Source organism: Prevotella sp. E9-3 (genome assembly GCF_022024015.1).
GTDB lineage: Bacteria > Bacteroidota > Bacteroidia > Bacteroidales > Bacteroidaceae > Prevotella.
This window is the reverse complement of sequence record NZ_CP091786.1, coordinates 178,321-201,276: the sequence shown is the minus strand read 5'-3', so window position 1 is coordinate 201,276 and position 22,956 is coordinate 178,321. Positions and strand designations below refer to the sequence as shown.

The window sequence follows — 22,956 nt, the reverse complement described above, 5'->3', positions numbered from 1 at the left end:
CAAGAAACAGAATAGCTCTTTGACTTCAACAGTAAATTGGCTGAAATGAATTATAGCTATAATTTTCACGATTATAGCTACAATTTTGAAAATTATAGCTATAATTTATTTTCATCAAATATATCCTGGCCTCCAAAAACACGTTCTTCCACCACCAATAGAGCGTGTTTAATCATTAAAGAAAACAACAAAACCAAGGTGGCATCCTATTCCCATGGTTCGAACTGCAATTCCAGTTCGAGCCATTCTTGTTTAGGCGAGTCTATAGGCGAGTCATCCTGTTCATCGGCAGCAGAACGGCTAACGCCAAGGCCAATGAGGCGAATGGGATGCTGTTCGTCGAAAGGAACCTGACTAAGCAATTGCTTAGCCAGCGGAAGGATATCTTCCTTGCTGCGCAACACACGGTCGGCCGTGATACTACGGGAAATCTGACGGTAAGAGGAGAAATCGCGACGAACTTCAGCAGCAGTATCTTGCTGGGATGCATCATCACGCGAGAAATCGCCTAACTTGAGTTTCAGGGTCAGTGTATGTCCTTCAAAACCACTCTTTTCCAAACGGCGGAGCAGTTCCAGTACTGTATGGTAGAGTTCGATGGTAGCAGCAGAGGGCTTGAAGATATCCTCCTCAAAAGTCTGTTCGCAACTCACTGATTTCCGTTCCCATTGTGAAACAACCGGACGCTCGTCGATGCCTCGGGCAAACTGATAGAACACATGGCCCATCTTGCCAAACTCGGATACGAGATGCTGTTCGGAAGTCATGCGAAGGTCATAGCCTGTAAAAATTCCCATTCGGTGCATGTGCTCGGCCGTTTTGCGCCCCACTCCCCAGATACGGTTCACGTGCAGATGGTCGATAAACTCCTGCGCACGGTCGGGATGAACAACGGTCAGTCCGTTGGGCTTTCGCCAGTCGCTGGCTATCTTGGCCAGGAACTTACAGTAGCTCACGCCGGCAGAGGCCGTGAGCTGGGTAGTGTCGAGGATGCGCTGCTTAATCTCACGAGCAATATCAACGGCCAAAGTGATGCCTTTCTTGTTTTCAGTAACATCCAAAAAAGCCTCATCGAGCGACAAAGGCTCGATGAGGTCGGTATAGTCGTGCATGATTTCACGAATCTGCATCGACACTTCTTTGTAAGCTTCGAAACGAGGATGAACAATGACCAGTTGCGGACAAAGGCGTTTGGCCATCTGAATGCTCTGAGCAGAATGAACGCCATAGCGTCGGGCTTCATAGCTGGCTGTTGACACAACACCACGCGGTCCGTCATGGCCCACGGCGACAGGAAGTCCGCGCAAGGAGGGGTTATCCCGCTGCTCAACGGCAGCAAAGAACTGATCCATATCGACGTGAATGATGCGACGCATCCTATCCCCCTTTAAGAAACTAATTGTTTATCAATGTCAATCAGTTGGTGGGCGTTACAGGCTTGATACGACCATCTTTCTCGAACTCCATAGGGTCGATACAAACCTCGCGATGGAAACCAGGGCCATCCTTCCGATCCATATAGGCGGGATTGATACGGTGGTAAACGACATACCACTTGTCCTTGCCGGGAACCTGAAGCACAGAATTGTGGGCTGTGCCATAGATTTTCTGATCAGGACGCTGCTGAAGAATGACGGGCTCCTTAGCCACTTCGATAGGACCGAGTGGCGATTTTGCTGTACCATAAGCCACATGATAGTTGGGCGAACCAGTATCATCGACACTCCACAGGAAATAGTAGATACCCTTACGCTTGAACACATAGGGGGCCTCACGATAGGCATAGTCTTTCAGAGTGCCGCCTTTTGGAGTCATCACCGTGATGGTTGACTCATCGATAGAGGTCATATCATCGTTCAGTTTGGCACCGGCCATATAGCCATTGCCCCAATAGAGATAGCTTTGTCCGTCTTCATCGGTGAACACATCAACATCAATCTGCTGACCGCCACGCACACCGTCGGGCAGTTTATCGACAATGGGACGACCGAAATCGACAAATGGTCCGGTAGGGCTGTCGCTCACGGCTACGCCAATAGCCTTGCGCTCGCCTTGGTCGCCACTATAATAGAAATAGAACTTACCGTTCTTCTGCTCGATAGCAGGAGCCCAGGCATTGCCGCGCGCCCATTTGGTATCTTTCTTCAAATCGAGGATAATACCTTCATAGCGCCAGTTCTTCAGATTCTTTGACGAATAGCAGGTGAAATAATAACCACCCCAGCCAGGAGCGCCGTCGGTGGTAGAATAGATGTAGTAACGGCCGTTGGCAGCAATCACATCGGGATCGGCATGCATTTCGGGCAGGATGGGATTCTTCTGTGCAGCCACACTGATGCTTGTCAGTGCCAGCAGCGATAGTAAATAATGCTTGATCATAGTTTATAGTTATTAATACATTCTATGTTAGTAAAAATAGTATTGTCAGGAACAAAGAGGCCACTCTTTAATAGACCATTCCCGTTGAAGGATAGAGGAACCAATCGAGTGAAGTGTTGTGATTGGCTACCCACTGACCGAAGGAATGACCATAGTCCATATAGGCACCGGTAAGGATTCCGTCTTTATAATATCCGATGTTGATTTCTTCTTGCGGATAGCGGAACGAGCCGTTGGGTATTTTCAAAGCCCAAGTCATCGGGGTGCTGTTGGCTGTTTCAGAAGAGCCCTGATCATGCAGTATCTGTGCTGCCTTATAATTGAAGGTATGCACTTCCCAACGCCCTGAATTGAAGTCCTTCATGATGAAGGGGTCTAAATCCTCGAGAGTGAACTCGAGCACAGGCTTGCTCTTGAGTTTGATAACATAAGTGAGTGATTTCGGAGCAGCCTGTATAGAGGACGTGCCATTCACCACCTGAGATGTGTTGTAGTAACGGCGAATAGTCACAAAACTACCATCCGTCTCTTTGTTGATAGTAGGATACATGGCATAGTGGGCATCCTCGAAAAGATTCAGCACAGCCTCACCGTTCAGGCCCTCCAGCAGCAAATCGCTCTTTTCAATGAAAACGCGTTGAAGACTGTAGTTGGGATCAAACACACGCCCTTCTTCAGTGGTAACGCTCTCAATATCATCGTAATTGAAAGTTGTCAACCGTATGGCAGCTGCCACCTGACGCAAAGTGCCGATAGCCGCAAGAGAGATGCGAAGACGAATTTCATTATCGGCCTGTGCAGGGAGTTTCTGAATGCGCAGTACGATATCGTTGAAATCGTTGTCTCCCGGCTCAGGATAGGTGTCTTCATAGCAGTAGGTATAGGTCTGATAGGTCACATCAGGCGTTTCCTTATACGACAGCACATCAGTCGAGAAATCAACATTTTTCTGCCCTACTGCAAATTTCCTCAACAACCAACGACCGTCGGAAGTTTCAAGAGCCGCATAGACCTCCTTCATATACGTAGGGGTATTATACAGCAAGAGCATGGACTGACCCTTGGCACACTGCTTCTCTGAGAGAATCTCTACATTCTTCTCAGTATAAGGGTTTCCGTTCAGTACCATCACTCTTTTCACAGTATCTGCATCAACGGCATTGGCCGTAATAGTAGATACATGACTTGAGGTGAGATTCCAATTTTGGTTAGGATCAATATCACTAAAGGCCGAAGCCTCATTAATAATCTGATTATAGGCTTCAGGGTCAAACATATCTCGCTTGCAGGCAGAGAATAACAAGCCTGCGAACACGAATAGACATAAACTCTGACGAAGCAATTTCATGTTTCAGTGTTTAGTGATTATCGGTTGCAAAATTAAGAAAAAAATATCAATTGCCCTCAGATTGATACTTTTTTGTGCAGCAAATTTGGCTTTTTACACGTTTCATCGTATCTTTGCACTTGCTTAAGCATATCTTCGCATCTTTGCACATACTATGGTATTAAATTACATTTGGATTGCATTTTTCATCATTGCTTTTGTTGTGGCTTTGGTGAAACTGATTTTTTGGGGCGATTTCGATGTCTTCCCCGCCATGATGGATTCAACATTCGCATCGTCAAAGACCGCTTTTGAAATATCATTGGGACTAACCGGTGTACTCTCACTATGGTTAGGCATCATGAAGATAGGCGAGAAAGGCGGACTGGTCAATGCCTTGTCGAAATTGCTCAGTCCCATCTTCGTAAAACTCTTTCCCGACATTCCTAAAGGTCATCCCGTGACAGGCAGTATCTTCATGAATATTGCTGCCAATATGCTGGGATTGGACAATGCTGCCACACCTTTAGGACTGAAAGCCATGGACCAGTTGCAAGAACTGAACACGAAGAAAGACACGGCCACCAATCCCATGATTATGTTCCTGGTATTGAACACCAGCGGACTGACCCTCATTCCGGTTTCAATCATGGTGTATCGCGCACAGATGGGAGCCGCCCAACCTACTGATATTTTCATTCCCATCCTGCTGGCCACCTTCTTCTCTACCCTGACAGGTATCATCGTCACTTCACTCTATCAGCGCATTAACCTGCTGAACCGCACACTGCTGCTCACGCTGGGTGGTGCCTGTGCTTTGGTGGCAGGCATTATATGGGGATTCGGTCAGCTCGACTCACTGATGATGAACCGTGTGAGCACATCGGTAGCCAACATCCTGCTGATGACGATTATTGTAGGATTCATCGTGGCCGGCATGCGCAAGAAAGTGAATGTTTACGATGCTTTCATTGAAGGAGCAAAAGATGGTTTTACCACTGCAGTACGAATCATTCCCTATCTGGTGGCCATTCTCGTTGGAATTGGCGTTTTCCGTGCTTCGGGAGCGATGACGATGCTGATTGATGGCATTTCTTCGCTGGTAGATGCTTGCGGACTCGACAACCAGTTTGTGGGTGCCCTGCCTACAGCGCTGATGAAGCCATTGAGCGGCGGCGGTGCACGTGGCATGATGGTCGATGCGATGACCACCTATGGAGCCGATTCGTTTGTAGGCCGACTGAGTTGTATTTTCCAAGGCAGTACCGACACCACTTTCTATATACTGGCTGTCTATTTTGGTTCGGTAGGCATACGCTATACGCGCCATGCCGTAGCCTGCGGTTTGCTGGCCGACCTAGCGGGTATCATTGCCGCCATCATTATCTGTTATATGTTCTTCGCTTAATCGAAAACTATGTCAAAACTTTCTTCTTTAGCTAAAGACACGGCCATTTACGGATTATCGAGCATCATAGGCAGATTCCTCAACTATCTGCTGGTGCCACTTTACACGGCAAAACTGTCGGCGGCTTCCGGAGGTTATGGTGTCATCACCAATATGTATGCCTATACGGCATTGGTCATGGTGCTGCTCACCTTCGGTATGGAAACCACCTATTTCCGTTTTACGAACAAAACCCACGAAGACTCCATGCGCGTCTATTCCACCACTTTGATTAGTGTGGGTATGGTGTCGCTGGCGTTTGTGGCATTGATATTTTTATTTATAAGTCCCCTCAGCGAACTGATGGGCTATGCCGACCATCCTCAGTATGTTTGGGTGATGGCAGTCACAGTAGCTATTGATGCTTTTCTCTGTATTCCCTTTGCCTATCTGCGCCAACAGAAGAAAGCCATCAAGTTTGCCAGTCTGAAACTGTTTAACATCTTTGTAAGCATCTTCCTGAACATCATTTACTTTGCCTGGATGGACGGTAAGGACGTAGGCTACGCCTTCTATATCAACCTGTTCTGTTCGGCCATGCTGTTGGTGTGCATGTTCAAGGAGCTGACAGGTTTCCGTTGGGTACTCGACCGCGGTGTATTGAGTCGTATGCTCAACTATTCGTGGCCGATTCTCATCTTAGGTATTGCAGGCATTCTGAACCAGACAGCCGACAAGATGTTGTTTCCTTATATCTATAAGAATGCCGATATGCAGATGCAACTGGGCATCTATGGTGCCTGTGTGAAGATAGCCATGATTATGGCCATGATCACCCAGGCGTTCCGCTATGCCTACGAGCCCATTGTTTTTGCCAGTGTAAAAGACAAGGACCAGCATGAGATGTATGCCAAGGCCATGAAATACTTCATCATTTTCACCCTGCTGGCGTTTCTGCTGGTGATGGCCTATATCGACATTCTGAAATTCGTCATCGGCAGCGACTACTGGGAGGGCCTGCGTGTGGTTCCTATTGTGATGGCAGCCGAGATTATGATGGGCATTTACTTCAACCTCTCGTTCTGGTATAAAGTGATCGACAAGACCATCTGGGGAGCCATCTTCTCGGGCATCGGTTGTGCCGTACTGTTGGCCGTGAACATTCTCTTTGTGCCGCGCTATGGTTATATGGCCTGTGCATGGGGAGGTTTTGCCGGATATGGTGTAGCAATGATCACTTCCTATTTCGTGGGACAGAAATACTACCCTATCAACTACCCGTTGAAGGATATCTCTTTCTATATCTTGCTGGCAGCCATCAGCTATTTTGCCATGGACTATGTTCATGATCATTTCGCAATCTGGCTGTCGCTGAGTGTCAACACGCTGGTGGTTCTTCTCTTCCTTGCCATCATCATCCGCAAGGATTTCCCGTTGGGCTCGCTGCCTGTAGTAGGAAAATATTTCAGGAAGAAATAGAAAAGGGCATTCCAACATCATTTTAAATTTGAAATAAACATTCAACGCAATAACGAAAAGAAAACAACTAACGAGAAAAAGAAAATGAAAAAAATTCTCTTATCGCTCTCATGCCTCTTCGCCATGGGCGCCAGCGCTGACGAAGGCATGTGGACACTCTACAATTTGCCACAGGCCGTGTATGAAACCATGCAGACTGAAGGCTATCAGCTGCCCTACGACAAACTGTATAAGGCCGACGATGCCATTGTGAAGGCCGTCGTAAACTTCTCTGGCTATTGCTCAGGTGTGGTAGTAAGCCCTGACGGACTGGTATTTACCAATCACCACTGCGGTTTCGAGGCCATCCGTAGCCATTCAACCGTTGAACACGACTATATGCTGAACGGTTTCTATGCCAAGAGCTATGAAGAAGAACTCCCCAACAAGAATATGTTTGTGAGTTTTATGGTTGACCAGAAGGATGTGACCGATGAAATTGTCACTCCACGATTCAAGGAGATGAGCAAGGCCGACCGCGAGGTTTTCCTCGATTCCATCGAGAATGCGTGGTCAAAGAATGTAAAATCGGCCGATTCCACCTTGCGTCTGGAACTGAAGCCTTTCTATGAGGGCAACCGTTATTATGCTACCACCTATCGCGATTTCACCGACCTTCGCCTGGTGTTCACCATTCCAAAGTCTATGGGTAAGTTCGGTGGTGAGACCGACAACTGGATGTGGCCCCGCCAGACCTGCGACTTCTCGGTATTCCGCATCTATGCCGATCCCAAGACAAACGGTCCAGCAGAATATTCAAAGGATAATGTGCCCTATCACCCCGAGCACTGGGCTCGCGTGTCGATGGACGGTTATCAGGAAGGTTCATTCGCCATGACAATGGGCTATCCCGGTTCTACCAGTCGCTATCTGTCCAGCTATGGTATTCAGGAGCGTTATCTTCAGAATGCCATCCGCGCTCAGGTACGTGGTGTGAAACAGGAGGTGATGAAGCGTCACATGGATGCCAGCGAGGCCGTACGCATCAAGTACGACTCAAAGTATGCACAGTCCAGCAACTACTGGAAGAACTCTATCGGTATGAACAAATGTATCGATTCTATCGGTCTGATTGGTCAGAAACAGCAGTTTGAAGCACAGCTGCGCACATGGATGGACAACAGCGGTCTGTACAAGGACCAGTTGGACTTCAACAGTATGCAGTCTGTCTATGAAAAGCGTCAGGAACTGATGAAGGTTTACATGCATTTCATCGAGACTTTTTACCGTACTGACGAACTCTCTACACGCGCGCGTTTTATTCATAATGGTGCACAGCCCGAAGGAAAAGGCAAGCGCGCCCGCTACACCTTCAAGGACAACAACGAGACTTTCGATGCCGCTACCGACTGCGAGATTCTTGGCACCCTGCTGAAGAATTTCCGTGAGAAGGTGACCAACAAGGAGTATATTCCTGCTTTCTATCAGACCATCGACAAGAAATTTGGCGGCGACTGTCAGAAATATGCCGACTACCTGTACAGCAACTCTATCCTGATGAAGGGCAAGCCCATCTATCTGAACAAGAAATCGTTCAAGAAAGACCTGGGCGTACAGTTTGGTCTGGACCTCACCGAACTGATGGGCGCACTGCGCACTGAGATGGAAAAGGTGAGCGAGAATATCGATCAGCAGGAACAACTGCTCTGTGCCGCCAAACTGCGCATGGAAGAAGAACTTCCCCACTATAGCGATGCCAACTTCACCCTGCGCCTGAGCTATGGACAGGTGAAGGAATATAACATCGGCGGTCATCCCTCTGGCTATTATACTGCTGCTCCCAGCCTTCATCAGAAGATGATGCAGGGCGACAAGATAGAAGACTACATCGTTGAGCCCGAGATGAAGACGCTGATGGCCGACGCTTCCAACAAGCAGAAAGCCAATCCCTATCGCGATGCGAAGACCGGACAGATGCAGCTTTGCTTCCTGACCACCAACGATATCACTGGCGGTAACTCAGGCTCACCCATCTTCGACGGACAGAACCGTCTTATCGGTCTGGCTTTCGACGGCAACTGGGACTCACTCTCCAGCGACATCTTCTTCGATTCAAAACTGGCCCGTTGCATCGGTGTTGATATCCGCTACATGCTGTTCATGATGGACCGCTGGGGCCATGCCGACCGCTTGTTGAAAGAAATCAATGCGCAATAACGCCCTTCTGGTTTTACTGTCAGTAGCGATCATCCTACTGTTTGTGCTGTCGCTACTGACAGGTTCCATTCACATCCCCGCCGATCAGGTAGTCAACATCCTGATGGGCGGGGCTGAGAATGTAAAACCATCATGGCGTTATATTGTATTGGAGAGCCGACTGCCACAAGCCATTACCGCTATGCTCTGCGGTGGAGCACTGTCGGTGAGCGGACTGATGCTGCAAACGGCCTTCCGCAATCCGCTGGCCGATCCCAGTATTTTTGGTATCTCAAGCGGTGCCGGACTGGGCGTTGCTCTGGTCATGCTCCTTTTAGGAGGATCGTTTGGAACAGCATCATTCGATTTGAGTGGTTACATCGCCATCATTTTGGCCGCTTTCATCGGTGCCATGACGGTGATGACCATTATCTTTTTCTTTTCCACTATCGTCAAGAACGATGTGTTGCTGCTCATCATCGGCATCATGATTGGCTACCTTTCCTCTTCAGCCATCTCACTGCTACAGTTCTTTGCCACCGATGAAGGCGTAAAATCATATATGGTATGGGGAATGGGATCGTTTGGTGGAGTATCCATGAGCAACATCCCTATATTTGCCTTTGCAACCATATTGGGTATCATCTGTTCCCTGCTGCTCATCAAACCGCTCAATGCCCTGATGTTGGGCAATCAATATGCAAAGAACTTAGGTGTAAGTATCCGTAGCGTGCGAAACAGACTGCTCGTCATCACTGGTTTGCTGACAGCCATCACCACAGCTTTCTGCGGTCCTATCTCATTCATCGGACTGGCTGTGCCTCACATAGCCCGACTGATGCTACGCACCGACAACCATCGCATTCTGATGCCGGCCACTATACTGTGCGGATCGCTTGTTGCCCTGATATGCAACCTTATTTGCTTCCTTCCGGGCGAGAATGGTGTGATTCCGCTGGGTGCCGTCACTCCGCTGATAGGAGCCCCTGTCATCATCTACGTAATAGTGAAAAGCAAACACTCCTGAAAAACCTAACCCCCGAATAACCATAAACAAAGAATGGAACAACTGCTGCACTATGTTTGGAAGCACAAAATGTGGCCACTCGCGCCCTTGAGCACTACCGATGGCCGTTCTATAGAAGTGATAGATGTAGGACTGTACAACCGTCGTAACGCTGGTCCCGATTTCTTCAATGCCAAAGTAAAGATTAACGGCACACTATGGGTGGGCAATGTGGAGATACACGACCGCGCCAGCGACTGGTATCTTCACGGACACGACCATGATTCGGCCTACAACAATGTGATTCTGCATGTAGTGGGAGTGGCCGACCGCGATGTTCAGAACTCACGAGGCGAATACCTGCCACAGATGATTCTCGAAGTGCCGGCCCATGTACACGACAATTATGCTCAGCTGCTGCACTCCGACCATTATCCCCCTTGCTACCAGCTCATTCCCAGTCTTACTTCCCTCACGGTGCACGCCTGGATGGCTGCCCTGCAAACCGAACGACTGGAACAGAAGACCGAAGCTATCCGTCAGCGGGCTGAACGCTGCAACGGCTCTTGGGAAGATGCCTATTTCGTAACGCTGGCTCGCAACTACGGTTTCGGCATCAATGGCGAAGCCTTCGAACAGTGGGCTTTCAACGTGCCCCTTCAGGCAGTAGGCAAGCATCGTGACGACCTTTTCCAGATAGAAGCCATCTTCATGGGACAGGCCGGACTGCTGGACCTCAATGCCATTCCCGAGCGCTATCAGAGAGAGGCACTCAACGAAGGCTATTTCACTAAACTGAGCAATGAATACCGCTATCTGGCCCATAAGTTCAGTCTCACGCCCATTGATGCCAGCATCTGGCGATTCCTTCGCCTGCGTCCACAGAACTTTCCCCATATCCGCATTGCCCAACTGGCCAATCTCTACTACGAGCGAAAGGCCGGACTGAGCAATCTGCTGGAATGTGCCACCGTTGAAGAGGTGAAAAAACTGCTCGCTACGCACGTCACCGCCTATTGGGAAACCCACTATCTGTTTGGTGCCGAGAGCGAGAAAAGCGCCAAGCACCTCTCTACCTCATCGCTCAACCTGCTCACCATCAACACGGCCATCCCCATGCTCTTTGCCGTGGGCCGTCATCGGCAGAAAGAGGAATACTGCGACCGGGCATTCGATTTCCTGGAGCAGTTGAAAGCCGAACAGAACCACATTGTGCGCATGTGGCAGGAATGTGGTCTGGAAGCCAAGAGCGCGGGCGACTCTCAGGCACTCATACAACTGAAACGTGAATACTGCGAACGGCGAGAATGTCTGCGCTGCCGCTTTGGATACGAATATCTTAAAACTCCCATAAAATGAATTATATCTTTGAAACGCGCATGGAAGTGCGCGACTATGAATGCGACATTGAAGGTATTGTCAATAATGCCCAGTATGTTCACTATTGCGAACACACCCGCCATCTGTTCCTGAAAGAATGCGGACTCAGCTTTGCCGAGATGCACGAAAAGGGTGTTGATGCCGTAGTGGCCCGCATGAATCTGCAATACAAAGTTCCCTTGCGTCCCGACGACGAGTTCATCTCGCGACTGAACCTCACCAAGGAAGGCATCAAGTACGTGTTCCATCAGGACATCTACCGCGCCAGCGACGAGAAACTTTGTTTCCGCGGAACAATAGAACTGGTATGCCTCATCAATGGCCGACTGGGCAATAGTGAAGACTACGACAAAGCCTTTCAAAAATTCATTCAATGAACGAACAAGAGGTTTACTATACCATTGCCCTAACCCGACTCACAGGCTTCAATTTCCAGACGGCGCTACAACTCTATCGCGAGTTGGGGGGCGGACAGGCTGTCTATGAGCATCGCAACGATATCAAGGAGGTGATGCCCGACTGTTCCGACCGTCTGGCAGAGAACCTGAAAGACTGGTCGCTCCCTTTAGCACGTGCTGCTCAGGAGATGGAGTTCATCATCAAACACCGTATTCGGCCGTTGCTGCTGGGCGATGAACGCTACCCGCAACGACTCTGCGAGTGTGAAGACGCACCCATCATACTTTACTACCTGGGCTCGGCAGAACTGAACCAAAAGCGCGTCATCAATATCATTGGCACACGCCACATCACCCCATACGGACAAGACCTGATACGTCATCTGGTGAGCGATCTGAAGCAGATGGGAGTGCAACCACTCGTTGTCAGCGGACTGGCCTATGGCGTAGATATCTGTGCCCATCGCGAAGCCCTTGAACAGGGAATGGAAACCGTGGGAGTGCTGGCACATGGACTGGACGACCTCTATCCTGCCCGTCACCGCGACACCGCCAAACAGATGGTTACTCACGGTGGACTACTCACTGAGTATATGTCGGAAACACGTGCCGACAAGATCAACTTCGTGCGACGCAACCGCATCGTGGCCGGCATGTCCGATGCCACCATCCTCGTAGAGAGCGCCTCAAAAGGCGGAGGCCTCATCACTTGCGGAATAGCACAAGACTACAACCGTTCGGTGTTTGCCTTCCCCGGAGCAGTAGGAGCTCCCTATAGCGAGGGATGCAACCAGTTGATACGCAACAACGGGGCACAGCTCATCACCTCGGCTGCCGATATGATCGAAGCGATGGGATGGCAGACCGACTTGCAACTGCGACAGGCTAAACAGGCGGGTATAGAGCGGTCGCTGTTTCCTGACCTCACGGCCGAAGAGCAGCAAGTGGTCGATGTGCTTTCGAAAACGGGCGACCTGCAATTGAACATGCTCTCAGTAAAGAGCAATATTCCCATCGGACAACTTACGGCATTACTCTTTAGTCTTGAGATGAAAGGAGTTGTTAAACCGCTGGCCGGCGGCAATTATCACATGCTCTACTAATTGATATCCTAAAAAGAATTTTGGCCATTATTTTTCAAATTTTGGCCAAAATTCAAAAAATAATGGCCAAAATTTATTTCAGTACTATTCATAGATGAGTGTCATAGTGCGCTCTTCGGCGAACAATTCTTCAGCTACTTGCTGCAAATGGACGGCTTCTAACGAATCAACGTGTGCCAGGATTTCTTCCAGGTTGCGTTCCTTTCCTTGATGCAGGAAGTTTTTGGCAAAATCGAGTGCAAACTGTTCACGATTGTCGGCAGCAATGGCCAACTGTCCTCGTATCTGCTGTTTCGCTTTCCGCAACTGCGATTCGCTGAGCGGTTGCTGGCGAAACTTATCCAGTTCGCGACGCACCAGTCGGCAACAGCGTTTCACATCGTGCGGGTCGCAACCGAAATAGACCGACCATGCTCCTGTATCACTATAGCTCACCATCGTACTCTCAACAGTATATACAAGTCCATTGCGCTCGCGGAGCGACAAGCTCAGTCGTGAGTTCATGGCCGGACCGCCCAGGATATTGTTCAACAGGAAGAGCGCCCACCTACGGGGATCTTCGGCTGCAAAAGCCCGGCCACCTATCATCACATGAGCCTGATGAGTGCCGCGATGGCGAACAATGGTGCCAGAGAATTCAGAAGAATCAGAGCTTTCAGAAGAATCAGAGTTTTCAGAAGAATCAGAATAATCAGAATATTCAGAACACTCAGAACACTCAGAATACTCAGAACACTTCTTCTCCAATGTCTTCACCAAAAGCTTGAAGTCAATATCGCCACTGACAAAAAAGATGCAGTTGTTGGGACGATAGTAGCGCTCAGTGAACCGACGTGCATGCTCAGATGTATAGCCACGCACCTGACTGCTGGTACCTAAGATATTATGCCCCAGAGGGTGATTTTTGAATATCAGGTTCTCGAACTCATCGAAAATCAGTTCGGCCGGCGAGTCCTCATAGCTCTCAATCTCGTCGCACACCACTTCACGCTCTTTCTCAACTTCCAAATCAGGAAACTGACTATTGAAAACAATATCGCACAACACATCGACAGCCTGACGGAAATGATTGCGCGTAGTGGCAGCATAGTAAACGGTATCCTCTTTGTTGGTGAAAGCATTCAGTTCGCCTCCCACGCCTTCCAGTGCATTGATAATCTGCACTGCCGTGCGCCTACGGGTGCCTTTAAACATCAGATGTTCACAGAAATGGGCCAGTCCTTCCTCACCTGGCTGTTCGTGTCGTGTGCCGGCTTTTACTGCCAATCCGCAGTAAACAACTGCCGATGACGAAGGTAAATGAATGATGCGCAAACCATTGGCGCATGTATGGGTTTGATAAAACATGGCGCCAAAGGTAATACTTTTTAGTGATTCATGCGATATGTATTAATATTTTTCGTATCTTTGCCATCAAAAATAATACAAACTATGATGAACAGAAAGTTTTTTGCCCTTGTTACAACGCTTATTATCATAGCGGCAAGTGCTCTGGCACAGGGGCCGAACAATAGTGGTAACTATTATCAAAACGCTGACGGAAAGAAAGGCGAATCCCTGAAGACAGCTTTATATAGCATCATCAAGAACCACACGACGCTCAGCTATTCGTCGTTGGAGGATTACTACAAGAAGACCGACATGCGACCAGACGGTCATGTGCGCGACTGGTACTCTAACATTACCAACTACGACTGGAACCAGCATGGCAACAAAAGTGAAGGCAGTGGATGGAACAAGGAACACACCGTGCCACAGAGCTGGTTTAACGAGGCTAGTCCGATGAAAAGCGACATCATCCACGTGGTGCCTACTGACGCCAAGATCAACAATATGCGCTCAGCGTACGTCATCGCCGAGGTGGGAAACATCTCAAAGGCATCGGCCAACAACTACAGCATTCTGGGCTCGTGCAAGACGCCAGGCTACAGCGGTACGGTATTTGAACCTAACGACGAGATAAAAGGTGATATTGCACGCATCTATTTCTATATGGCTACCTGCTATCAGGACAAACTGAATAACTGGTCCAAGGGCGAGGCGAAAAAGGTGTTTACGAATGATGCCTACCCAGGACTGCAACAGTGGTATTTGGACATGCTCTTCCGCTGGTCAAAGCAAGACCCCATTGACGAGGTGGAACTGGCACGCAACAATGCCGTGGCCGGCAATGATGTGCAGGGCAATCGCAACCCGTTCGTTGACTACCCCGGACTGGAGGAATATGTGTGGGGCAGCAAGAAAGAGCAGGCTTTCAGCTATGACAACTATGAAGGCACCGGAACTGATGTGGACTACGTGGCTCAGCCTGTATTCACCCCAGAGGGTGGAAGCTACAAAGACCAGGTGGTGGTCAGCATGAGCTGCGCTACCGAGGGAGCCGTCATCTACTATACCACCAACAATACCAATGCCACTACGGGAAGCAAGGTATATACCGAACCTATCACCCTCACCGAGACCACCACACTGAAGGCCATTGCCGTGAAAGATGGAACCTCCAGTTTCCAGACCACTGCCACCTATACCATCACCAACGATGGAGGCGATCCGAAGCCTGTTGAGGGCATGATAGCTTTCGGAAACGATTTGTTCAACACTAATTTCGACGGTTCGATATCAGGGAATAATCTTGGTACCTTCTCAGGAACAGAAGGCGACATCACCGTTGTCTATGCAAAGGGTGACGGAACCAACCAGTTTATCAACAACGAACAGATTCGCCTCTACCAGAAGAATACGCTGACCATCAGCACCAGCGACGGCAGCCTTGTGGAACTGGAATTCCAACTGGCCAAAGATACCAGTAAGAAGTTGCAGGCCTCAACAGGCAGTGTCACAGACCTCACATGGACTGGCAATGCCACCAGTGTGGTGTTCAATGTCAATGACGGTAGTGGCAACATGCAGTTGTCGGGCGTAAAGGTGACTCTTCACTCATCCGAGACTGGTATTCATAGTACCGCCATCGGCAAGCAGGACGAGGATGCCTTCTACACACTCTCCGGACAGCACATCGAAAAGCGGCCGATGAAAGCAGGCATTTACATCTGTAACGGCAAGAAAGTTCTGATAAGATAATCACGGATAAGGACACCTTCTATAAGACTTGATGAACGAGGCAACCCTTCAATACGTGCGCCAGCATGCCAACGACGACGTTCGGCAACTGGCGCTTCGTGGCTGCAAGACGCCCGAAGTTGACTTGCAACAGGCACTCCAGCAGATAGCCGGACGACAGACCGCAGGCAAGAAACTTCCTTCCTGGGCAGAGCATGAGGAGATTCTTTATCCCCCTCACCTGTCGATGGAGCAGTGCAGCAGCGAGCAGACCGCCCGTTACAAACAGTCTGTATGCCAAGCCCTGACAGAAAAGCCCGAAACCCTCACCGACCTCACTGGCGGTTTCGGTGTTGATTTCTCGTTCCTTGCCCCCCTCTTTCAAAAATCCACCTACGTTGAACAGCAGGAACATCTCTGCCAACTGGCTCGCCACAATTTCAACGTTTTGGGACTCAACAGCGAGGTGGTTTGCGCCAATAGCACCGACTACCTGAAGCAAATGTCTAAGAGTACTGTAATTTTCCTTGATCCGGCCCGTCGCAATGAGCACGGAGGGCGCACCTACGACATCAGCGACTGCACCCCCGATGTGCTGAGCCTGCGCGACCAGTTGCTGAAGAAAGCCGATTTCGTAATACTGAAACTCTCGCCCATGCTCGACTGGCGTAAAGCCGTCAACGACCTGGGCGTGCAATGGGTAAAGGAGGTGCACATCGTGTCGGTACAGAATGAATGTAAGGAACTGTTGGTGGTTCTCACCTCCCACCTATCACCTATCAGTTCTCCTCATCTCTTCTGCGTCAACGACGATCACGTTTTTGAGGTCTCAACTCTCACCTCTCACCTCTCACATTTCACCTCTCACCTCTCACCTCTCCCTTCCCAATACCTCTACGAGCCCAATGCCTCTATCATGAAAGCAGGTTGCTTTGACGAGTTAGCCTCACGACTGTCGGTTTCCCAGATAGCATCCAACAGTCACCTATTCGTCAGCGACCGCCTTATTGAAGACTTCCCCGGCCGTCGCTTTCATATCAAGGCCATTTCAAGCCTTAACAAAAAAGAACTGAAAGAAAAAGTACTGCTTCTCGGCAAAGCAAATATAGCCGTACGCAACTTTCCCCAGACGGTGGCCGAATTGCGCAAGCGACTGAAACTGAGCGATGGAGGAGAACACTACATTTTCGCCACCACCCTTGCAGATGGAAATCATGTATTGATTGTTTGTCAGCAGCTATTTTAGCTGTCCCAATATTCGTGTTTTTTCTTAAAAAAACATGTTTTTGTACACTTTTATGACAAAAAAACAGTATCTTTGTACGTTTTTTAATTCCAAAAACTATTTTAAATCATGTCCGTAGAGATAAAGAAAGTTGCCAACAAGCGCGATTTGGAAAAATTTATTCAATTCCGCTATGACCTGTACCGTGGCAATAAATACGATGCTCCCAACTTATATAGTGACGAGATGTTCACACTGAATCCCTGGAGCAAGAATCCCAATGCAGCTTTTGATTTTTGTGATGTAGAATACTATCTGGCCTATAAGAATGGCAAGATAGCCGGACGTGTAGCCGCTATCATCAACCGCCGTTACAACGAGCAGTGGAACCGTCCCTGCGTGCGTTTCGGCTGGCTTGAATTCATTGATGATCAGGAAGTGTCGCAGGCACTGCTGAAGGCAGTAGAAGACTTTGGTCGCCGTGAGGGAATGAAAGAGATTATCGGTCCGTTGGGATTCACCGATATGGACCAAGAAGGCATGCTCACCTACGGTTTCGACCAGTTGAGCTGCATGGCCACCGGCTACAACTACGAGTACTACCCCCGTCACATGGAACAGATGGAGGGATATGAGAAAGACAACGACTATGTGGAATACAAGGTCTTTGTGCCCAAAGACGGTGTGCCCGCCAAGTTCCGCCGTGTGGCCGAACTGACCATGGAACGTTACAATCTGCACATCAGAAAACTGACCAAGAAGGACATCTTCGGTCCTGAGCAGTATGGACACAAAGTGTTTGATGTGATCAACGGCACCTTCAGCCATCTCTACGGCTATTCTGAACTGTCAAAGAAACAGATGGACCAGTACGTGAACATGTATTTCCGTTTCCTGGACCTGAGTCTGGTGACTGTTATTGAAGACTGGAACACACCCGACCACAAGTGCATTGGTGTAGGCATCAGCTATCCTTCACTCTCAAAAGCCCTGCAGAAATGTAAGAACGGACGCCTCTTCCCCTTCGGATGGTGGTATCTGCTGCGTGCACTGAAGTTCAAGAAGACCAATATCGTTGACTGTCTGCTCATCGGTGTGCTGCCCGAATACCGTTCAAAGGGTGCCAACTCACTGTTGTTCTACGACCTGATTCCCCGTTACCAGAAGTTCGGTTTCGAATGGGGTGAGACCCATGTTGAGATGGAAACCAACGGTAAGGTTCAGAACCAGTGGATGTACTACGAGCACGAGCAGCATAAGCGTAGAAGATGCTATAAGAAAGTACTTGAATAGTCCCACCCCCTCCCTATTTGCGAGGCAGTAAACAGAGAAAAGGAATGGAAGAAAACCAATTTGAAAATATAAACGCTCCCCTCCCTGCTACAGAAGGACCAGAGGCGAGTCTTTACACCGATGACAATATCCGCACTCTTTCCGGAACGGAGCATATCCGCTTGCGTCCGGGTATGTATATAGGCCGACTGGGCGATGGCTCACTGGCCGAAGATGGTATCTACGTGTTGCTGAAAGAGGTGATCGATAACTCTATCGATGAGTTCAAGATGAAAGCCGGCGACCGAATCGAGATTAATGTTGACGACAATCTGCGCGTCTCCGTACGCGACTACGGCCGTGGTATTCCTCAAGGCAAGATGATTGAGGCCGTCAGCGTACTGAACACCGGCGGTAAGTACGACTCGAAAGCGTTCAAGAAGTCTATCGGATTGAACGGTGTGGGTGTGAAGGCCGTCAATGCGCTCAGCTCTCATTTTGAAGTGGCCTCGTTCCGCGACGGAAAGGTGAGACGCGCCACTTTTGAGAAAGGCAAACTGGTGAGCGACACTACCGAGGATACACAAGACGAGAACGGCACTTACATCTATTTCGAACCCGACGACACACTGTTCCAGCACTACAGTTTCCACGATGACATTGTGGAAAACATGCTGCGCAACTATACCTACCTGAACATCGGACTGGCCATCATGTATAACGGCCGACGCATCCTTTCGCGCCGCGGACTGGAAGACCTGCTGAAAGACCGCATGAGTGCCGATGCCCTCTATCCCATCATCCACCTGCAAGGCGAAGACATCGAGATAGCCTTCACCCATGCCAACCAGTATGGCGAGGAATACTACTCGTTCGTGAACGGTCAGCACACCACCCAGGGCGGTACCCATCAGAGTGCCTTCAAGGAGCATATCGCCAAAACCATCAAGGAGTTCTTCCAGAAGAATTTCGAGTATGGCGATATACGCAACGGTATTGTGGCTGCCATTGCCCTGAACGTGGAAGAACCGATGTTTGAGAGTCAAACAAAGATCAAACTGGGTTCGCTCACCATGGCTCCCGTTCCCACAACAGTAGATGCCGACCATCCCATGCCCCCCTCTATCAATAAATATGTTGGCGACTTTATCAAGACTGAGGTTGACAACTACCTGCATAAGAACCCCGACACTGCCGAGGTGATGATGCAGAAGATTCAGGAGAGCGAGAAAGAGCGAAAGGCCATGGCCGGCGTAACAAAACTGGCCCGTGAGCGTGCAAAGAAAGCCAACTTGCACAACCGCAAACTGCGCGACTGCCGCATTCACTATAGCGACGTGAAGAACGACCGTAAGGAAGAATCGTCAATCTTCATCACCGAGGGTGATTCGGCTAGCGGAAGTATCACCAAGAGCCGCGATGTGAACACACAGGCTGTATTCTCACTGCGCGGAAAACCGCTGAACTCGTTCGGTCTTACCAAGAAAGTGGTGTATGAGAACGAAGAGTTCAACCTGCTGCAGGCTGCACTCGATATTGAGGAAGGACTCGACACGCTGCGCTATAACAAAGTGATTGTGGCCACCGATGCCGATGTGGACGGTATGCACATCCGCCTGCTGATCATCACCTTCTTCCTCCAGTTCTTCCCCGAACTGATTCGCAAAGGCCATGTCTATGTGCTGCAGACCCCATTGTTCCGCGTACGCAACCGCCGCACCAAAATCAAGAACAAGCAGGTGCTGGCCGATGAGGATGAAAAGCTGGCACGCCAAAAAGCGCAGGCGCCCAATAGCAAAGCACCCGCAAAGTCAGACTTCATCACACGCTACTGCTATTCAGAAGAAGAGCGCATGCAGGCTATCCACGACCTTGGTCCTGACCCTGAAATCACCCGATTTAAAGGACTTGGAGAAATTTCGCCCGATGAGTTTGCCGGTTTTATAGGTCCTGACATCCGTTTGGAACAGGTCACCCTGCACAAGACCGACCAGGTTCAGAAACTGCTGGAATACTACATGGGCAAGAACACCATGGAGCGTCAGAACTTTATCATCGACAATCTGGTGATTGAGGAAGACCGGCCTGAAGAGGAAGAAATTGAAGAATAGAAAAAAGAATCTCACACAGTTGGATGGAGTAGCCACAACTTGTGTGAGATTCTTTTTTTGTCTTATCTGTAAGAAGTCCCTAACTTCTCAACCTCTGTTCAGACGATTACTTGTCCTTAGCATATTCAATGCCCAATGCCTTCACAAAGTCCTCGTTGAAAAGGAAAGCAGAACCGGCAGTCTCGTCATTAGCATAATAGCAGTAGTAGCCGAGATAGTTTCTTGAGGCAAATGATTTCTTCAGCTTTTCGCCAGAGATTTTCGATATAGGAGTTCCGCCGAAAATCGTTTTAGCATCAGCAACCTCACTCGTGTTGTCGCTATACTTAGTGGTAACCTTTCCTGAAACAGCCATACCTACTACAAATTCTACATCATCAGGAACATTCTGTATGGCCTGAGGATTCTCGGGCTTAACGAGACGAACCAGACACATGCCAAAATTATTCTTTCTATCATAGACAATGGTCTTCCTCACTGTCTTACCAGGCTCAACGCGCTCGGTATTCATCTTTCCTTCGGCATCATAATATGCCAACATCAGTGGGAAAGAAATTCCGTAATCATTCGTCTCTACTCCCTGGTTCTCGAAGCTGACATCGAACTCATAGGCTGTAATAGTGACTCCCTGATCACCACCGCCAGAGTCCTTACCTGAATCGTTGTCATCATCACTTCCACATGAAACCATAGACACTGCGGCAAAAGCCATCATTGCAAAAGTAGCAATCGTTTTTAAATAGTTCTTTTTCATAATAAATTTATAATTAGTAGAATATTTGTTGGCAAATTTATACATTTTTTTTGAATTGCAATACTATTTTCTACTTATTTTTATCAATCCATTCAAAATATAAAGAAAAAGGCACTCTTTTCGGAAGAAAAATAGTAATTTTGCGTTCTATAAATATTCAATTCATACACTTGATGAAACGTTTTCTCACAGTAGCTACTACGCTCATAATCACGCTTGCCACACAAGCACAGTTTTTCTCAAGCAAAAACAGCGAAAATGCACTTCGTAAACTTTCTATAGCCGAAATGTCGGTGGCCAACCTCTATGTGGACTCTGTCGATGAGCAGAAACTTGTAGAGGATGCCATTCGCGGCATGCTCGAAAAACTGGATCCTCACAGCAGTTATTCTACGCCCAAGGAGGTGAAACAGATGAACGAACCTTTGCAGGGATCTTTTGAAGGCATTGGTGTGCAGTTCAACATGATGGAGGACACCCTCGTAGTGATTCAGCCCACCACAAAAGGACCTTCCGAGAAGGTGGGTATCATAGCCGGCGACCGCATTGTAGGGGTGAACGACACGGCTATTGCGGGCGTAAAGATGAGTCGTGAGGAAATCATGCGCCGTCTGCGCGGTCCGAAAGGCACCGTGGCCCGACTGAAGATTGTGCGCCAGGGCATTAAGGACACCCTGTTATTCAAAGTGGTAAGAGACAAGATTCCCGTCAAATCGGTCGATGCCGCCTATATCGTACGTCCGGGAATAGGCCTCATCCGCATAGGCAGTTTCGGAGCCACCACCTATCAGGAGTTTATGGACGCCCTGAAAGGACTGAAAGCGCAGGGCATGAAAGATCTGATACTCGACCTTCAGGGCAACGGAGGCGGATATCTGCAGGCGGCTGTCGATGTGTCATCGGAATTCCTGAAACAGGGCGACATGATTGTATATACCGAAGGTCGCCGAGTGCCCCGTCGTGACTATACTGCTCAGGCCAGCGGAAACTTCCGCGAAGGCCGCATCGTGGTTCTGGTGGATGAATATACTGCCTCAGCATCCGAAATTGTGACTGGCGCCATACAAGACCAGGACCGTGGCTTGGTGGTAGGCCGCCGCACATTTGGCAAGGGACTGGTACAGCGCCCCATCGACCTGCCCGACGGTTCGATGATCAGACTCACCATTGCCCACTACTACACCCCATCAGGACGCTGCATACAGAAGCCCTACGAAAAGGGAAAGCAGAAAGACTATGCCATGGATGTGGTAAACCGACTGAAGCACGGTGAACTGACCAATAAGGACTCTATTCACTTTGCCGACTCACTGAAATTCTACACACTAAACCATAAACGAGTGGTTTACGGCGGGGGCGGTATTATGCCCGACCATTTCGTGCCTCTGGACACACTTCAATACACCAAGTTCCACCGCGAACTGGCTGCCAAGAGCGTGATTATCAATCAGAATCTGCGCTTCATGGACAAGAATCGCAAGCAACTGAAAAAGCAATATCCCGATTTCCAACAGTTCAAGGCCAATTATGAAATTCCACAGTCGTACATCGACACCATCATGGAAGAGGGCAAGAAACAGAACATCCTGCCGAAGGATGACGACGAACTGCAGAAAACCATCCCCTACCTCAAACTACAACTGAAAGCACTCATAGCCCGCGATTTGTGGGATATGAGCGAGTATTTTAGCGTCTTTAACGAGGAAAGTGACATTGTAAAGAAGGCTCTTGAAATATTGGCGGAATAGAATTATAGCTAAAATTCAAAAAATTATAGCTATAATTGCGGAAATTATAGCTATAATTTTTTTTAATTGTTTTTCTCTTAACAAGCAATAGTTATTGTTCAACCGGGCAATAACTATTATACTCCAGCGCAAGAGTTGTTATACTGCAGGAC

General features: G+C 48.8%; 17 protein-coding genes. 12 read left to right on the top strand and 5 right to left on the bottom strand.

Features of this window, described 5'->3' with window-relative positions; all coding sequences use genetic code 11:
- Positions 1-206 precede the first annotated feature (206 nt).
- The 3 genes from dinB to L6475_RS00745 all read right to left on the bottom strand — a co-directional run bounded on the left by dinB (position 207) and on the right by L6475_RS00745 (position 3,655).
- The gene (dinB, locus tag L6475_RS00755; protein ID WP_237821548.1) at positions 207-1,376 is read right to left on the bottom strand and encodes a DNA polymerase IV; all 1,170 of its coding nucleotides are present in this window, start codon (positions 1,374-1,376) and stop codon (positions 207-209) included.
- A gap of 40 nt (positions 1,377-1,416) precedes the next feature.
- Complete coding sequence (locus L6475_RS00750; RefSeq protein ID WP_237821546.1) at positions 1,417-2,379, bottom strand: family 43 glycosylhydrolase; 963 nt, start codon at positions 2,377-2,379, stop codon at positions 1,417-1,419.
- A 67-nt stretch (positions 2,380-2,446) separates the two neighbouring features.
- Positions 2,447-3,655 (bottom strand): LruC domain-containing protein, encoded by a 1,209-nt coding sequence (locus L6475_RS00745; protein WP_237821544.1) that lies wholly within the window; start codon positions 3,653-3,655, stop codon positions 2,447-2,449.
- A 226-nt stretch (positions 3,656-3,881) separates the two neighbouring features.
- Between L6475_RS00745 and L6475_RS00740 the strand changes: the two genes are divergently transcribed.
- The 7 genes from L6475_RS00740 to dprA all read left to right on the top strand — a co-directional run bounded on the left by L6475_RS00740 (position 3,882) and on the right by dprA (position 12,634).
- Positions 3,882-5,114, top strand: coding sequence for a nucleoside recognition domain-containing protein (locus L6475_RS00740; protein ID WP_237821541.1), 1,233 nt, complete (start codon positions 3,882-3,884; stop codon positions 5,112-5,114).
- A 9-nt stretch (positions 5,115-5,123) separates the two neighbouring features.
- A complete protein-coding gene (locus L6475_RS00735; RefSeq protein ID WP_237821539.1) occupies positions 5,124-6,572 on the top strand; it encodes a lipopolysaccharide biosynthesis protein in 1,449 nt (482 codons plus the stop codon).
- Positions 6,573-6,656: 84 nt separating this feature from the next.
- Positions 6,657-8,768, top strand: a complete 2,112-nt coding sequence (locus L6475_RS00730) for a S46 family peptidase (RefSeq protein WP_237821536.1) — start codon at positions 6,657-6,659, stop codon at positions 8,766-8,768.
- Positions 8,758-9,774: an iron ABC transporter permease gene (locus L6475_RS00725; RefSeq protein ID WP_237821534.1), complete on the top strand. Its 1,017-nt coding sequence runs from the start codon at positions 8,758-8,760 to the stop codon at positions 9,772-9,774. The genes L6475_RS00730 and L6475_RS00725 overlap by 11 nt, the downstream gene beginning before the upstream one ends.
- Positions 9,775-9,807: 33 nt before the next feature.
- Positions 9,808-11,112 carry a DUF2851 family protein gene (locus L6475_RS00720; protein ID WP_237821531.1) on the top strand — a complete coding sequence of 435 codons (1,305 nt, stop codon included), beginning with the start codon at positions 9,808-9,810 and terminating at the stop codon, positions 11,110-11,112.
- Positions 11,109-11,510, top strand: coding sequence for a thioesterase family protein (locus tag L6475_RS00715; protein ID WP_237821529.1), 402 nt, complete (start codon positions 11,109-11,111; stop codon positions 11,508-11,510). Before L6475_RS00720 ends, L6475_RS00715 begins: the two co-directional genes overlap by 4 nt.
- Positions 11,507-12,634 carry a DNA-processing protein DprA gene (dprA, locus tag L6475_RS00710; RefSeq protein WP_237821527.1) on the top strand — a complete coding sequence of 376 codons (1,128 nt, stop codon included), beginning with the start codon at positions 11,507-11,509 and terminating at the stop codon, positions 12,632-12,634. Before L6475_RS00715 ends, dprA begins: the two co-directional genes overlap by 4 nt.
- A gap of 84 nt (positions 12,635-12,718) precedes the next feature.
- On the opposite strand, the gene L6475_RS00705 is transcribed toward dprA, so the two are convergent.
- Entirely contained in the window at positions 12,719-13,981 is a 1,263-nt protein-coding gene (locus tag L6475_RS00705) for a pitrilysin family protein (protein WP_237821525.1), read from the bottom strand.
- A gap of 84 nt (positions 13,982-14,065) precedes the next feature.
- Here L6475_RS00705 and L6475_RS00700 point away from each other — a divergent pair, with 84 nt between their 5' ends.
- The 4 genes from L6475_RS00700 to L6475_RS00685 all read left to right on the top strand — a co-directional run bounded on the left by L6475_RS00700 (position 14,066) and on the right by L6475_RS00685 (position 20,302).
- The gene (locus tag L6475_RS00700; RefSeq protein WP_237821523.1) at positions 14,066-15,715 is read left to right on the top strand and encodes an endonuclease; all 1,650 of its coding nucleotides are present in this window, start codon (positions 14,066-14,068) and stop codon (positions 15,713-15,715) included.
- 31 nt (positions 15,716-15,746) lie between these two features.
- Positions 15,747-16,940, top strand: coding sequence for an SAM-dependent methyltransferase (locus tag L6475_RS00695; RefSeq protein ID WP_237821521.1), 1,194 nt, complete (start codon positions 15,747-15,749; stop codon positions 16,938-16,940).
- A gap of 105 nt (positions 16,941-17,045) precedes the next feature.
- Positions 17,046-18,212 (top strand): N-acetyltransferase, encoded by a 1,167-nt coding sequence (locus tag L6475_RS00690; protein ID WP_237824189.1) that lies wholly within the window; start codon positions 17,046-17,048, stop codon positions 18,210-18,212.
- 44 nt (positions 18,213-18,256) lie between these two features.
- Positions 18,257-20,302 (top strand): DNA topoisomerase IV subunit B, encoded by a 2,046-nt coding sequence (locus L6475_RS00685; RefSeq protein WP_237821519.1) that lies wholly within the window; start codon positions 18,257-18,259, stop codon positions 20,300-20,302.
- Positions 20,303-20,408: 106 nt separating this feature from the next.
- On the opposite strand, the gene L6475_RS00680 is transcribed toward L6475_RS00685, so the two are convergent.
- Entirely contained in the window at positions 20,409-21,056 is a 648-nt protein-coding gene (locus tag L6475_RS00680; RefSeq protein ID WP_237821517.1) for a hypothetical protein, read from the bottom strand.
- A gap of 173 nt (positions 21,057-21,229) precedes the next feature.
- Here L6475_RS00680 and L6475_RS00675 point away from each other — a divergent pair, with 173 nt between their 5' ends.
- On the top strand, positions 21,230-22,804 hold the full coding sequence (locus tag L6475_RS00675) for a S41 family peptidase (protein ID WP_237821515.1): 1,575 nt from the start codon (positions 21,230-21,232) through the stop codon (positions 22,802-22,804).
- The last annotated feature ends 152 nt before the right edge of the window (positions 22,805-22,956 follow it).

Excerpts from the sequence above, each read along its gene's own strand:
- dinB (WP_237821548.1), bottom strand. The coding sequence starts at position 1,376 with ATGCGTCGCATCATTCACGTCGATATGGATCAGTTCTTTGCTGCCGTT.
- L6475_RS00750 (WP_237821546.1), bottom strand. The coding sequence starts at position 2,379 with ATGATCAAGCATTATTTACTATCGCTGCTGGCACTGACAAGCATCAGT.
- L6475_RS00745 (WP_237821544.1), bottom strand. The coding sequence starts at position 3,655 with ATGTTTGACCCTGAAGCCTATAATCAGATTATTAATGAGGCTTCGGCC.
- L6475_RS00740 (WP_237821541.1), top strand. The coding sequence starts at position 3,882 with ATGGTATTAAATTACATTTGGATTGCATTTTTCATCATTGCTTTTGTT.
- L6475_RS00735 (WP_237821539.1), top strand. The coding sequence starts at position 5,124 with ATGTCAAAACTTTCTTCTTTAGCTAAAGACACGGCCATTTACGGATTA.
- L6475_RS00730 (WP_237821536.1), top strand. The coding sequence starts at position 6,657 with ATGAAAAAAATTCTCTTATCGCTCTCATGCCTCTTCGCCATGGGCGCC.
- L6475_RS00725 (WP_237821534.1), top strand. The coding sequence starts at position 8,758 with ATGCGCAATAACGCCCTTCTGGTTTTACTGTCAGTAGCGATCATCCTA.
- L6475_RS00720 (WP_237821531.1), top strand. The coding sequence starts at position 9,808 with ATGGAACAACTGCTGCACTATGTTTGGAAGCACAAAATGTGGCCACTC.
- L6475_RS00715 (WP_237821529.1), top strand. The coding sequence starts at position 11,109 with ATGAATTATATCTTTGAAACGCGCATGGAAGTGCGCGACTATGAATGC.
- dprA (WP_237821527.1), top strand. The coding sequence starts at position 11,507 with ATGAACGAACAAGAGGTTTACTATACCATTGCCCTAACCCGACTCACA.
- L6475_RS00705 (WP_237821525.1), bottom strand. The coding sequence starts at position 13,981 with ATGTTTTATCAAACCCATACATGCGCCAATGGTTTGCGCATCATTCAT.
- L6475_RS00700 (WP_237821523.1), top strand. The coding sequence starts at position 14,066 with ATGATGAACAGAAAGTTTTTTGCCCTTGTTACAACGCTTATTATCATA.
- L6475_RS00695 (WP_237821521.1), top strand. The coding sequence starts at position 15,747 with ATGAACGAGGCAACCCTTCAATACGTGCGCCAGCATGCCAACGACGAC.
- L6475_RS00685 (WP_237821519.1), top strand. The coding sequence starts at position 18,257 with ATGGAAGAAAACCAATTTGAAAATATAAACGCTCCCCTCCCTGCTACA.
- L6475_RS00680 (WP_237821517.1), bottom strand. The coding sequence starts at position 21,056 with ATGAAAAAGAACTATTTAAAAACGATTGCTACTTTTGCAATGATGGCT.
- L6475_RS00675 (WP_237821515.1), top strand. The coding sequence starts at position 21,230 with ATGAAACGTTTTCTCACAGTAGCTACTACGCTCATAATCACGCTTGCC.